The 13444-nt window shown below is 59.0% G+C and carries 9 protein-coding genes; 3 read left to right on the top strand and 6 right to left on the bottom strand.

Translation table 11 applies throughout. From position 1 onward, the window contains the following. Positions 1-162: 162 nt before the first annotated feature. Together JI59_RS21205 and JI59_RS21200 are read right to left on the bottom strand one after the other, a co-directional pair. Positions 163-576, bottom strand: a complete 414-nt coding sequence (locus JI59_RS21205; RefSeq protein WP_039857777.1) for a hypothetical protein — start codon at positions 574-576, stop codon at positions 163-165. A 212-nt stretch (positions 577-788) separates the two neighbouring features. After that, positions 789-1295: a nuclear transport factor 2 family protein gene (locus JI59_RS21200; protein WP_007014314.1), complete on the bottom strand. Its 507-nt coding sequence runs from the start codon at positions 1293-1295 to the stop codon at positions 789-791. 264 nt (positions 1296-1559) lie between these two features. Between JI59_RS21200 and JI59_RS21195 the strand changes: the two genes are divergently transcribed. Further along, positions 1560-2840, top strand: a complete 1281-nt coding sequence (locus JI59_RS21195; RefSeq protein WP_007014315.1) for a cytochrome P450 — start codon at positions 1560-1562, stop codon at positions 2838-2840. A gap of 137 nt (positions 2841-2977) precedes the next feature. On the opposite strand, the gene JI59_RS25820 is transcribed toward JI59_RS21195, so the two are convergent. Together JI59_RS25820 and JI59_RS21185 are read right to left on the bottom strand one after the other, a co-directional pair. Continuing rightward, on the bottom strand, positions 2978-3448 hold the full coding sequence (locus tag JI59_RS25820; protein WP_007014316.1) for a nuclear transport factor 2 family protein: 471 nt from the start codon (positions 3446-3448) through the stop codon (positions 2978-2980). Between the two features lie 202 nt (positions 3449-3650). Then, on the bottom strand, positions 3651-4493 hold the full coding sequence (locus JI59_RS21185) for a TetR/AcrR family transcriptional regulator (protein WP_039857780.1): 843 nt from the start codon (positions 4491-4493) through the stop codon (positions 3651-3653). A 520-nt stretch (positions 4494-5013) separates the two neighbouring features. On the opposite strand from JI59_RS21185, the gene JI59_RS21180 reads away from it, so the two are divergent. Both JI59_RS21180 and JI59_RS21175 read left to right on the top strand, forming a co-directional pair. After that, positions 5014-7329, top strand: a complete 2316-nt coding sequence (locus JI59_RS21180; protein WP_007014318.1) for a TonB-dependent receptor — start codon at positions 5014-5016, stop codon at positions 7327-7329. Between the two features lie 114 nt (positions 7330-7443). Then, positions 7444-8553, top strand: a complete 1110-nt coding sequence (locus tag JI59_RS21175) for an alpha/beta hydrolase family protein (RefSeq protein ID WP_041565039.1) — start codon at positions 7444-7446, stop codon at positions 8551-8553. A 521-nt stretch (positions 8554-9074) separates the two neighbouring features. On the opposite strand, the gene ppdK is transcribed toward JI59_RS21175, so the two are convergent. Continuing rightward, positions 9075-11732, bottom strand: coding sequence for a pyruvate, phosphate dikinase (gene ppdK / locus JI59_RS21165; RefSeq protein WP_039857882.1), 2658 nt, complete (start codon positions 11730-11732; stop codon positions 9075-9077). A 281-nt stretch (positions 11733-12013) separates the two neighbouring features. Next, the gene (locus tag JI59_RS21160; protein ID WP_081474028.1) at positions 12014-13327 is read right to left on the bottom strand and encodes an MFS transporter; all 1314 of its coding nucleotides are present in this window, start codon (positions 13325-13327) and stop codon (positions 12014-12016) included. Positions 13328-13444 lie beyond the last annotated feature (117 nt).

The raw sequence follows: 13444 nt of genomic DNA, 5'->3' as shown, positions 1-13444 counted from the left end.
GCTGCGTGCGTCACAGTCCATCCGCGCATGATTGCAGATCCGTTGAATGAGGACGCGAAGCCCGACCGCGACCTGACAGGCGCAGCCGAAGGCCCAGCGACTATGCGACTATTCGTTTTCCAACTGCCAGGCCGTTCCCTGGCTATGCCTGGCGCGCGCCGGTCAGGCGGTGATCACCGCGAGTCTATTGTGAAGTTCCGATAGATATCCGGGCACTTTGGACACGTCGCCCTCGATCAAGGTTGGAAACTTCGCGGCGTGCGCCTTGCGCTGCTCGGCATTGTCCGGCGTATAGACCAGGCGAGCCATTGGCAGTGTAGACCCGTAATCGCCGGTGATCCTCAGGTCGGCGTCGTCAGTCTCTCCCCGGTTCGCTTCGGCGTGCATTCCCTCGACGCGAAAATGCCACGCCGCTAGGCCACTTGGCGATATCTCGGCTGGCGCGCCGGTGAAGCGTTCGCATAGACTGAATGAATCGCCGGGCTTCCCATGCTGCGCTGCGAGTTCCTTGAGTATCCGGCTGGCGTTCTCAAACCATTCCTGGCCCATGAAGGCGACCTTGTGCGAATCTGTCATAAGGATTTTTCCATTTGTTGATCGTGTTTCCGCAAACTGCCTGGCGTGACAATTCACTGGCAGTCCGGTCCTGAGCCATTGCGACGGAAGGCGGCTTGGCATCGACCGTGGTGAGGCGGCCGATGACGACCTCCGCCAAAAAGGTGGGCGCTTTCCTCGCCAATCCCAGAAGCCTTTCCAGTGAACTTTACCTCCTGTCGGCGATGCGTAGTCTAAGAGCGGGAGAGGCCAGGGAGTTCGAAGCCAGAGATACCGATTTCGAAACGGGGCTCTCGATAGGTCCTCGCTTCGCCGGGAAAGCGTCCTCGGTGTACCGGCATGAAGCGCCGCCTCTCGAACCGCCAGTCGGCACCTGTGCGCACCAATTTGTCTTCGTAGCATCCGAAACAGCATTCGAGCTGTGACGTATCGGATCGCCGCATCCACTCCGATACGGACGAGCGCATGAATGCCGCATCCCCCTGGACTTCGATGACCACTGCGCCCGAAGTCTGCATGATAAAGTCGTACTTGGCAAAGCCGGTCGCAAGCGCGGTTTCTATTGCGTCGCGGCCGACGATATCCGGGCCGTAGAAGGCCGAGAGTATTCCGTCGGTCATATAGGCTGCAGCCGCCATTTTCGCGTCCAGCAGAAAAACCGCGTGGCTATAGTGGTTTGCAAGTTTCTGAATCGCGGATTCGTCAGATCGCTTGCCTTCGGCTTCGTTAACGTAGCTCATTTGCTAGTCCCGCTCCATTCGTGCTTCGATTGGGCATGGGCCAATACAGTTACTGGTTTGAACAGAATAAGGCTGTCTGCAACCTATTTCTGCATGAACGCAAGGTTCAGCAGCATCTGGCGCGGATCCATCGTCCTGCACTTCGTCGCAGGACCAATTCTGTGATAATGTAAAAGATATAAGTGCACGGCAAAGCCATATTTGACAGGGGCGCCGAATGAGGAACAACCTTGCACCGAACAAGATAGAGCGAGAGGATTTCCAGTGACAGCGACGTCTGCACTCACGCGCAAGGATGAACGCTACAAAGAGATGTTCAGTGTCGAGAAGGAGGTTGCCGATTTCGGCTACGCGCTTGTTGACGACATCTACGCGCCAATCGCCGCGCTACGCAGCAAAAGCCCGGTTTTCGTGGGCAGCCTTGCCAGGGAACTCACCGGTAAGGCCGAGCATAGTATGCTCGACCGCCCACGCTACGCAACGCTGACCTTCGAAACGTGCAACAAGGTTCTGGGCGACAATATCACTTATTCGTCCAGTTATTATCGCGAACAGGACTTCATCCGAGAAGGGCTGGGACACACTATTCTCGGCATGATCGGCAAGGAGCATGCCCGCTATCGGTCGTCTATCCAGCCGATGATGACGCGCGAGCAGGCGATGGGCTGGTGGCGCGAGAAGTGGATCGAGCCGTTCGTCTCGATCCTGATCGACGATTTTCAGAACGACGGCCAAGCCGACCTTTCGCAGCAGTTATGTGCCCGCCTTCCCATGCATACCGTCACCGCGGCTTATGGATTGGGGTCGGAAGAGGCGTTGGCCTTCCGTGAAAGCCTGATGGCGAGCATGGTGCCGACGCTGGCGCCTCAGCCGCGCGCCGAAGCGCGGGCCAAGGTGAGGGAGATATTGATCGGTGCGATCACCGAGAGTCGGCGGAATCCGCGCGACGATCTTATTTCGCGCCTCATCGGCGCGCCGTTCAAGGACGCGCAAGGCAATCATTCGCAGCTCTCCGACGAGGATATCCTCTCGTTCTCGCGCCTGCTGCTGCTGGCAGGTGGCGGGACGACTTATCGGCAGATGGGCATTACCCTTTTCGCGCTCCTTTCAAATCGTGACCAGATGGAGGACCTGCGTGCGGACCGCGAGCTGATGCGCCCAGCGATCCAGGAATCTTTGCGCTGGAATTGCACAGATCCGGTTTTCCATCGGATCAGTACAAAACCGAGCGTGCTTGGCGGAGTCGAAGTGCCTGAAGGTGCGCTGGTGGACATTTACCTCGCTGCAGGCAACCGCGATCCCGAACGCTGGGACAATCCGGATGTCTATGACCTCCATCGGCCGGAGAAGCGCCATATCGGTTTCGCCAGCGGGGCGCACACCTGTCTCGGCCGGTTCGTGGCCGAAGCCGAGATGACCGCGGCGATCAACGCGCTTCTCGATCGTTTTCCGAAATTGCGGTTGGACTCTTCGGGGGAACCTCCGAAGATTATCGGCGGCCTGGTCGCGCGCGGGGTAAATCACCTCCGGGTCCGCTTCGACTGATTGCAATCGCAGACGCCCCCGAAAAGGGGAATTGCCGGAGCGGCATGCGGCAGGGGCACGGGGGTTGCTTTGGCGATCAGCGCCTAGCTTCGCGCACGTAGCCGGCGCCCGATGAAGAACGGGTTTCTCCTGTTCGTCTAACTATCTGCCTTCGCTTCGAACCGTTCGCTCCACTGAACGACAACCTGGCGATGGGTGATCAGCCAACCCTTCGAGGTCCGCCGGCATTTGTCGCGATATTGGACCCCGATGTTGAGGTGCGGTTTGTCGCCGCCGATTTCGGCCTTGTGTATCGCGATCGCGTAACTCCACACCACTGCCTCGTCGCCGACAATGCTGATGTGCTGGTTGGTGATGTTGTGCTGCGTCGCCTGGTAGGCTGAGGCGCCCTTGAATACGAAGGGTAAGTACTCATCGATGGGCGCGCTCTTCGTGCTGCCTTGACCGAATGCATCGTCGGCAAAGACGCTCCGCATCAGGTCGTAGTCGCGCATGTCCGCGCCCAGTGCATAGACCTTGACCAGTTGCCCCAGCGCATAGCGGTCGGCCAATTCTTCTACGCTTGGCGGCACCAACGGCCCGGCCCAACGGTTGATGTCGTCATGCATTCGTAGCCTCCTTCAATTCGTTGATGCCCGGGGCCTGAGATAGGGTTCTGGTTCTCTTCGCGGATTTAGGCAGCAACTGCGGCGCGATGACGCACTGGGTGGCGAAGCGATCGATGTATGGGAGTGGCTGCGTCGGGTAACCGCGATCAGGGGGGTGTTGCATGTCCTGGCGGGCGGGGTCTCGAGGCGCGCCATGGCTCGCTCAGGCCGGCGCGAGCCGTTCAAGAGCCTCCTCCATGCCGATTGCAAGCGATGCGCGGATGAGCTGCGACAGTTGCGCCGGATCAATCAATCTGGAATCGTATTCAGCCAAAACTCTGTCCAGCTCGCCCCCGGCTTCGTCACGAAGCTTGTGCGTGCCATGGTGGGGTAGGTTTTCAATCATGTCCAGCAGCCGGTCGAGATGCAGGTCGCTCTCTTCTTCAGAAGGCGGTCGCCAGGAGCTGGCCACCGGGAAATCGGCGGGATCAACCGAGACGTTGGGAGGAGCGTCTCTTTCGATGCTCATTCTCGATTCCGCGATATAAACCTGGCCTTGAATGAAGGAGTTGACCAGGGAGAATGCGAAGCGGAAGTCCTCGCCATCAATCCCGCCCTTGGAAAAGAGATCCTTCATATATTCAAAGTTTGATGCGACGCCTCTCGAAAAAAATAGAGTGTTGCGTTTGGTAAAATATTCCAGAAGCCCCGGATATTTGAGAAATGTCCTTTTTCCATTCAGGATGCGTTCTTTGAGCGCGGCCTTCCACGGGGTGTTGAGGTCTTGGGGCGGTGAGGTGGTTTCGAAAATCCGTTCAACCGCAAGTGCAATCAGGCGATCCTTGGATTCGATATAATGGTAGATTGTCCGCGGCCAAACACCGAGTTTCTCCGCGACATCTATGATTCGAACATTTGACAGGCCTTTGGCGGCTATCAAACGGATCGTGACGTCGAGGATCTCGTCGGCTGTGGTTGCGCTTCCCTCGGAAATGGTGGGGCGGCGGCGGCCTTTCCTCGGGGTGTCGATCGAAAGCTTGGTGGGCTTTGACGTCCTGGATGTCATGTCTTGAGACCTTGCTGACGGCACTGTGAGGCCGTTCGGCGATCTCTTTGCACATCCACCTGCAACATCGAAACTCCCCCGGTTCAAGAGGCTTCCTCCAGCGTATCAAGGACATCTGGAGGCAAAGCGCCTCTACCGCTCGACGGGCTGCTTACAGGCGAATCGCGGCAATGCGCAAGTTCTGCAGTCAGCTGCCGATCCGCGGCGCGACTAGCGCTGCGACCAAATTTCCTCTGTTAAGTAACTGATTTACAAACATAAAATGCGATACATGGGCGTGATATTCTGCCCATTGCCATCTTTTATTTTGCCATATAAAAAGATCGCAACATTTTAAACGGTGAAATAAAACATGCGAAGTCTGATTGTGTTGCAGCAGCCTTGATCGGCCTTCGTGCTGCAGCATTGGACAAGGGAGAAAGGATGCCCGTGGAGGAGGCCAGTCGACGCGCTCACCCTCCGCGAGCCGGACAGCTTTTTGGGAAGATTGGCTATCACCGCACTTTGAAGGGCAACAATAATGAATGTGAAGAGGGTGGGAAATACGATCGCTGCAACGTGTTCGGCGGCGGCCTTGGCTTCATGCCTGCCGCAAGTTGCTTGGGCTCAGGGAGGGCCTGAAGCAGGATATTCGGATGAAAGGGGATTTGACGAGATTGTCGTGACGGCTCGCCGGCGGGACGAAAACCTGCAAAAAGTCCCGATCGCAATCACTGCCCTAACCGCCGATACCCTGAGGGAAAAGCAGATTTCCGAGCCTTCGGACTTGATGGGCCAGACGCCCGGCCTTACGGTTCAGGGAGGCGGATTCCTGCGCAATGCCGCTTATTCAATTCGAGGCCAACCCGCAGGAAGCTCGGGCGTCAATTCCAGCGGAACGATTTTGTATCGGGCCGAAGTGCCCGCAGCTGCCGTCGGCCGTGCGCCGCAAACTCCCTATTACGACCTGGAATCAATTCAGGTGTTGAAGGGGCCTCAAGGGACGCTGTTCGGCGGTACCTCCACCGGCGGCGCCGTGCTGCTTACACCCCAAATGCCGAAAAACGACTTTGAGGGTTACGCTAGCTCCAGCGTAGGAAATCTGGACTTTGTGGATTTGGAGGGTGCGCTGAACCTTCCGATCGTCAGCGACCGCCTGCTGCTTCGCATTGCAGGGAAGGTGACACGCCGCAAGGGCTATACGCACAACATCTATGACGGAGCTGATCTCGATAACGTCAACGGTACTGCCTTTCGGGTGTCCATGACGCTACGTCCGACAGATGGGCTGACCAACAGCACAATCTACGAACACACGTGGCGAAACGAGCGAGGCGGCAATTCTGTTGCCTTCCTTTGCAATCCAAACGGAACGATAGCACTCTCCGATCCCCAGTGGTTTGCACTGTGCGAGGCAGCGACCAAACTGGGGCCGCGCGTGGTCAACAACGATCTCACCGGGCTCAACTATCTTCGTGAAGATTTTCTCGCGAATACAACGACACTAGACCTCACTGACGATATTCAGCTCAAGAACATTTTCGGCTATATCAGGACCCGGACTGGAAACCGCAACGACAGCGATGGTACTCCTCGTCCGGCCGGCCAGGTTGCCAATCCCTACCCCCAATATCTGCTCAACACTACCAATCAATTGACTGACGAGTTCCACGTAGAAGGAAGATCGTTCAACCAGTCGCTCGAATGGATCGTCGGCGGCTTCTTCGCTCGGCGTTGGGAGCCCGAGTTCAACCATCTGATGGCGTCACTTGCGCAGATCCCTGCCGGTACGCTGTACAATGTCGCTTCAAAATCTGAGACCAAGCAGAGGGCACTCTTCGCCCAAGCAACGGTTCATCTCGACAGTGTCGTCAATGGGCTCAGTGCGACTGCCGGGATGCGACACACCTGGAACGATGACTCCGCCCTGAGCGGGGCCAATTTGTGTCTGGCCCTGCCGGATGCACCATTGTGCGCCATTTTTGGATCGACCAATTTCACTCCGGATGTGAATGTCGGGGTAGTCCCGTCAAAAGCCAAGTCAGAGCGTACGACCTACACGTTCTCGCTCGATTATCAGCTCAACCGTTCGATCCTGCTTTATGCAGCGCACCGTACTGGATATCTACCGGGTGGCACCAATCGGTTCGGGACCTCGGGGCTCGCCGTATATGAACCGGAGACGGTCAGCGATTTCGAAATCGGGGCAAAGACGACATTCGAAATCGGGACCGTGATCGGTCGCTTCAATCTTGCTGCCTACCGCAACGACTACAAGAATTCGCAGCGCAGTCTGCAAACCGGACCTGCTTCCAACATCGTTATCAACGCCGAGAAGGCGCTCATTCAGGGAATTGAGCTCGACTTCGGCCTCAAGTTGACGGACTGGCTGATGTTGTCCGGAAACTATTCCTATCTGGACGCCGGATACAAGAAGTACGTCAATCCTCTGACGAACGCGGACATTTCCGGAACGCCATTTGCGCTGGCACCGACCAACACCGGTTCGGTTTCAGCCACGATTACCTTGCCAGTGCGTCAGGAACTCGGAACAGTTGATTTCAATGTCGATGCATCGTTCCGTAGCGGCACTTCCTTTTCACCGGACATCTATCAGTTGGAACTTTTCCAGCCGGCCTACCGTCTCGTGAACATGCGGTTGTCTTGGAAAGGGGTTGCAGGCCAACCGCTTGATTTAAGTTTCTTCGCCAAGAACCTGTTCAACAAGACCTATGTGGCAGGTGTCGCAAATGGGACTTACAATTTCAACCCGTACCCGACCACCGGTATCGATACGCTCATGTACGGAGAGCCGCGCACTTACGGAGTAACAATGCGCTATCGCTTTGGTGATTGACAGCTGGATCGGCGGTCGACGCCGGGCCGCCGCATCTTTCCTGTCTTTCCCCTGCATTATTAACCTCACTTGCCCGCTCCCGTGTGTGGAGCCGGATATACGGAGATCGCTTTGATGAAGAATTTGCGCACGATGATGCTCAGCCCGGTCCTGGGTCTGGCCGTTTCCATGGTGCCTGCCCTGGCCATAGCCAAGGATGCGGCTGTCGTCGCCGTTGCTCCCGCGCCCGCCTCTTCCGCCCCTTATGGGGTTGGCATGCGCTCTGTGACCTGGATCGACACAAGTCGCGGCATCAAGAAGTCGATGGGCTTTGAGGGATCCGATACCCGGCGGATTGACGTGACGATTTGGTATCCTACGTCAGCCAAGCGTGGCGCGCCTGAAAACGATGCCCCCGCCGCGGGCGATGGTCCCTGGCCGCTTGTAATCTACGCCCATGGAACGATGGGTTACCCCTCTAACAACATGAATACCGTGAATGAGTTGGTCAGCAACGGCTATGTCGTTGTTGCGCCGACCTTCCCCTTGTCATCACGAGCAGCCTTTACCCATATCAAATTTGCCGATGTTTCGGACCTCAGGCAACAAGTGGGTGATGTCAGTTTCCTGATTGACAAGACGCTGGCCGATCCGATGTTGAGCAAGATCGTCAATCCCCAGGAGATTGGATTCATTGGACATTCTTTGGGCGGAGTGACCGGCTACTTCGCTACCTACGGCGGCGGTATCAACGAACCGCGTTTGAAGGCAGTGGTTCTCGCAGGCTCGGGCGATCCGGTGCAGACAGCTCTGACCCATGACATGGGAGTTTTGGGCACTCCGCATCTGGAGGTGTCCGTGCCGGTTCTGTTCCTCACGGCTGAAAAGGATGTCTTCACCCGGATGACCGGGCGACCCTATGCTGCCTTTGCTCGTGTGGAAGGCCCAAAATATCAGATCATGATCAAGAATGGGGTGCATAGCTGGCTGCGGGATGCCGATAACGTACCGCCTGGCAACAAGAGCCCGGACTGTGCGTTCTTCGAAAACTGGTTCCCGAATGCAAAGGTTCCGGGATGTGAGGCTGAGACGCCGCTTATCGATCCAAAGCGCGAAAACCTTCTTGCACGAACCGCGGCCCATTATTTTTTCGACGCATACTTGAAGGATAACGATCTTGCAGAACGCAGCCTCCAGAATATGGGGGAGAACAACGCAGATGTCAGCGTAATCTTCAGAAACTAGAGGAAATGTCCGTCTGAGGCAGGTCTTTCGGTTTCGCAAAAGGAAGTGGGGAGGGCCTCGGGCTTGTCCCGTGCGCCCTTCTCCCTGAAAATGGACGATGTGGGGACGTCAATTTCGGAATCATGGCCGCATCCACGTACCCCTTCTTGTGCCCCGCCATCCGGACCTTGCGGTAGGAATTGCAGTATTGAGAAGCTCCGGGGTAACGCCGAGCCGCCGTGTGGCAGGCCCGGCTATATCGGCCGTTATCCTGGCTTTCTGACGCTGCCCTTGAGTCAATGCGCAAGCTGGTCCGGGGCACGACTGCCCCGGACTGCCTAAGTATGATCGCGTTCTGCGCTCAATTCCCTTGCACAGATGGCTTCGAATTGTTCCTGATCCGGATAGCTTCGAAGGCATGGGCCGACCTGGACGGGAAATCGGCGCCAGTTGCCCTGGCTGGCAGTGCCGTTTTCATTGGCTGGACTTCTGCTGCCTGCATGCCCGGTCCCGAAGGTGATGTTGAGTGCTGGCATGGCGCGTCAATTCAGCGAGGCTTGCGCGGCCGCCAGGCGGGCAATGGGTATGCGAAACGGGCTTGCCGACACGTAGTCCAGGCCGATCTTCTCGCAGTAGTGGATCGAGGCAGGGTCGCCGCCGTGTTCGCCGCAAATTCCCAGCTTGAGGTCCGGACGAACCTCGCGTCCTGAAGTCGTGGCCATCTCCAGGAGCTTGCCGACGCCGTCGATATCGAGGGTTACGAAGGGGTCTCGTGCATATATGTCCTTCTCAACATAGGTGCCGAGAAAGCGTGCGGCATCGTCGCGACTGACGCCGAGTGTGGTCTGGGTCAGATCATTGGTGCCGAAGGAGAAGAATCGCGCCTCTTTGGCAATTTCGTCGGCGAGGAGCGCGGCGCGTGGCAATTCGATCATCGTGCCGACAAGATATTCGACTGTTATGCCCCGCTCACTGAATACCTTTTGCGCCGTTTCATCAACGAGCGTCTTGAGAATGGCGAGTTCCTTGCGTGTTCCGACCAGCGGAATCATGATCTCGGGCACGACTGACGCGCCGCCTTGCGCGGTGACTTCGCAGGCGGCTTCGAAGATGGCGCGCGCCTGCATTTCGTAGATCTCCGGATATGTCACGCCCAGACGACATCCCCGATGACCGAGCATCGGATTGAACTCGTGCAGTTCGGCGGCCCGCCGCTTGAGCGTGTCGATGCCGATGCCTGCAGCTTGTGCCACTTCGCCGAATTCTTCGTCCGAGTGAGGCAGGAATTCGTGGAGCGGAGGGTCCAGCAAGCGGATAGTACAAGGCAGGCCGGCCATTGTGGTGAAGATGGCCTTGAAGTCATCGCGTTGCTCGGGCAGCAGCTTGGCCAGCGCCGCCTCGCGCCCGCTCTGGCTCTCCGCCAGGATCATCTCTCGCACGGCTGAAATGCGCGCGGCATCGAAGAACATGTGCTCGGTGCGGCACAGGCCGATGCCTTCCGCGCCGAATTGGCGTGCCACTTCGCAGTCGTGGGGCGTCTCGGCATTGGTCCGCACCTTCATCCGGCGGTACCCATCTGCCCACTCCATCATGGTGGCAAAGTCGCCGGACAAGTCCGGGGCGATCATGGGGACTTGACCCGCCATGACCTCGCCGCTCGAGCCATCGAGCGTGATCGTCTCGCCTTCCTTGAATTCCAGAGCGCCAATCTGTGCGGTACGCCTGGTCAGATCGATCGTCAGCTGCGGCGCTCCCGATACGCAGGGCCGCCCCATCCCGCGGGCGACCACCGCGGCATGCGACGTCATGCCGCCGCGGGCGGTCAGGATTCCGCGCGCTGCATGCATCCCGTGAATGTCCTCAGGCGAAGTATCGACACGAACCAGGATGACATCCTGGCCGCCCGCCGCGAGCCGCTCGGCGGTATCCGCATCGAGTGCGATCACGCCAGCTGCCGCTCCTGGCGAAGCGGGCAGTCCCCTGGTCAACACGTCGCGCGGTGCGTCGCCGTCCAGTGTCGGATGCATGAGCTGGTCCAGGGCCATCGGATCGATGCGGCGAATGGCCGTAGTCTTGTCGATCAGCCCTTCGCCGACCATGTCCACGGCCATCTTGAGTGCCGCCCTCGCGGTGCGCTTGCCGGTGCGCGTCTGCAGCAGCCACAACTTGCCGCGTTCTACTGTGAACTCGATATCCTGCATGTCGCAATAGTGCCGTTCGAGCAGCTCGAAGACCTCGGCGAGCTGCGCAAAGGCTTTCGGCATGGCCTCCTCCATGCTGGCGGCTTGCGCGCCTGCGGCTTCGCGCGCAGCCCTTGTCAGGTATTGCGGCGTGCGGATGCCGGCGACGACGTCTTCACCCTGGGCATTGACCAGCCACTCACCATAATAGGCTTTGGTACCAGTAGCCGGATCACGGGTGAACGCGACTCCGGTCGCACTGGTTTCCCCCATGTTGCCAAAGACCATGGCCTGGACATTGACGGCGGTGCCCCAGTCGCCGGGAATGTCGTGAAGCCGGCGATAGACTTTCGCCCGGTCGCTTTCCCAGCTTTCGAACACGGCTGCGATCGCGCCCCAGAGCTGTTCCTGTACGTCCTGTGGGAATGGCCGCCCGAGATCTTCCTCGACGATGGCCTTGAACCTGGTCACCGCTTCCCGCCAATGCTCGGCACTGAGTTCGACATCGCTGGCGAAGCCGCGAACGTCCTTGATTTCATCGAGCACTTCCTCGAACCGACCGTGGTTCAGTCCCAGGACGACATCCGAATACATCTGGATGAACCGCCGGTAGCTGTCCCAGGCGAACCTTTCATCGTTCGACTGCGCGACAAGGCCTTGGACGGTGTCGTCATTGAGCCCCAGATTGAGAACGGTGTCCATCATGCCAGGCATGGAAACGCGTGCGCCGGAGCGCACCGAGACCAGCAGGGGATTGGAAGAAACCCCGAAGCTGCGCCCGGTCGCCGCCTCGATATGGGCAACGCCTTTCGCCACGGCTTCGCGCAAGTCGTCGCCAAAGACTTTGCCAGAGGTGTTATACTCAGTGCAGACCTCGGTGGTGATGGTGAAGCCGGGCGGAACGGGCAGTCCGATCCCGGCCATTTCCGCAAGGTTCGCGCCTTTCCCGCCGACGATGGTCTTGTCCCTTGCGCGCAGGTCGCTGGACACGGAATCGCCGAAATGCATCACTTTGGTCATGGAGTTGGTCACCGGTAAGCAATAGATTAACTATTCGAACGCAAGCTCGGCAGGGAGCCGCGTAAGGCGAAACGACGCCGCTTGAGGGCGGCAGAAATGCAGGCGGGCGTGGCGCGCGATCCTTGAGCGTCAACTTTGGCGCTGCAGATTCGCTAGCGAGGCGGCCCTCATGGCTCAACCTAGTATAACAACTTGGGGTGCCGAGTAAAGCGGAATGGGCTGCGGTGCCGGGGGCACTAGCCGCCCGGGAGCGCAGATCTGGACTTGTGCAAAGAAAGGGGTCAGGTCGCTGCGGCAACCGGCTGCCGAAGCGGTCGCGGGCTCGCCGCTCGGCTGCGGGCGAGCAGGCTGGTGAATCCGGCGATCACGATCGTTGCGCCCATGGCAGCCAGGAAGTGGGCGCTGCCAAGCCCGAGAATGACGGTGCCTGTTACCGAGCTTGCGAGGGCGCCCAGGCGGCCGAAGGCCATCATGGCCCCCATGCCGGTCGAACGCATGGCTGTGGGATAGACTTGCGCCGAAAAGGCAATCAGCGCGGCCTGCATCCCGGCGATGAAGAAGCCCATTGCGCCCAGCGGCACAATGGCGAGGATAGGCGCGTTGCCGGGCGCGAGGGCCGGTATGGCAGCCATCGCGACGAGGCCGCCCACAAGACCGGTCAGGAGCAGGGGCTTGCGCGACCCATAGCGGTCCATCGCGGCGGCTACGACTACCGAAGCCAGAATGCCGCCGGCGTTGAACAAGGCGAGGCCCAGGCTGGCAGTGGACAGTCCATATCCCTGCTGGGACAGCAGGGTGGGGACCCAGTTGATCATTGAATATACGCCGAGCATGCTGAAGAACAGGGCGCACCACAGGGCCAGCGTGTCACGCCGCAAGGCCTTGCTGAAGATTGTTTGCTTGCCGCCATGATCCGCAGGCCCTTCCTGCGGTGCATAGCCGGCCTCGCCAGGCTCATTCCGGCCCGGCGATGCAGGCCGCGAGCGGGCGGTCTTCAACGCCGGCGATTCCGGCAGAAGCGAGGATATGACGAATGCAGCGAGCAGGGTTATCCCGCCAGCCATGAAGAACATCGTGCGCCAACCGAAGGCGGGCAGGATAATCGAGCCCAGCACACCGCCCATGACGCCGCCGAGCGGAATAGCCGCGACGCCCAAGGAAACGGAAAGGCTGCGGTGGCGCAGCGAGACGTATTCAGCCAGCAATGCCGTGGCATTGGGCATGACGCCGCCCATGCCGAGAGCGGAGAGCCCGCGCAGCACGAGCAGCTGCGATGGGTTGTTGGCCAGTCCCGAAGCGATCGTGAGCGCCCCCAGCAACGCAAGGGATGCGAACAGGATGGGCTTGCGTCCGAACCTGTCTCCCAGCCAGCCGCCCAGACTTGTCCCCGCCGACATCAGGACGACGGTAGCGATAATGAAGGGTGTGAAGGTGCTGCGTTCCAGGCCCCAGTCAGCCATGAGCGATGGCATCACCAGGCCAAGGATCTGATTGTCCAGGCCGTCCAGCATGAGGGTGAAGGCGCAAAGCCCGAGGCCGAGATTGCGGCCAGCGCTCGCCCCACTATCCTCGGCCAATTGGGGGTTTCCGCTCATCGGCACTCCTCATCCGTCATACATGCTGCAGGCGATCGCGATCATTTCTTGCCGCGTAATCGCCTGCAGGTCGTTCCCGGCTTTGCTGTAAGCCGGGAAACTGTCATCTTGAACCGC

The sequence above is a fragment of the Novosphingobium pentaromativorans US6-1 genome (assembly GCF_000767465.1).
GTDB lineage: Bacteria > Pseudomonadota > Alphaproteobacteria > Sphingomonadales > Sphingomonadaceae > Novosphingobium > Novosphingobium pentaromativorans.
Note: the sequence above shows the minus strand (reverse complement) of the source record. Positions and strands in the feature narration are given on the sequence as shown.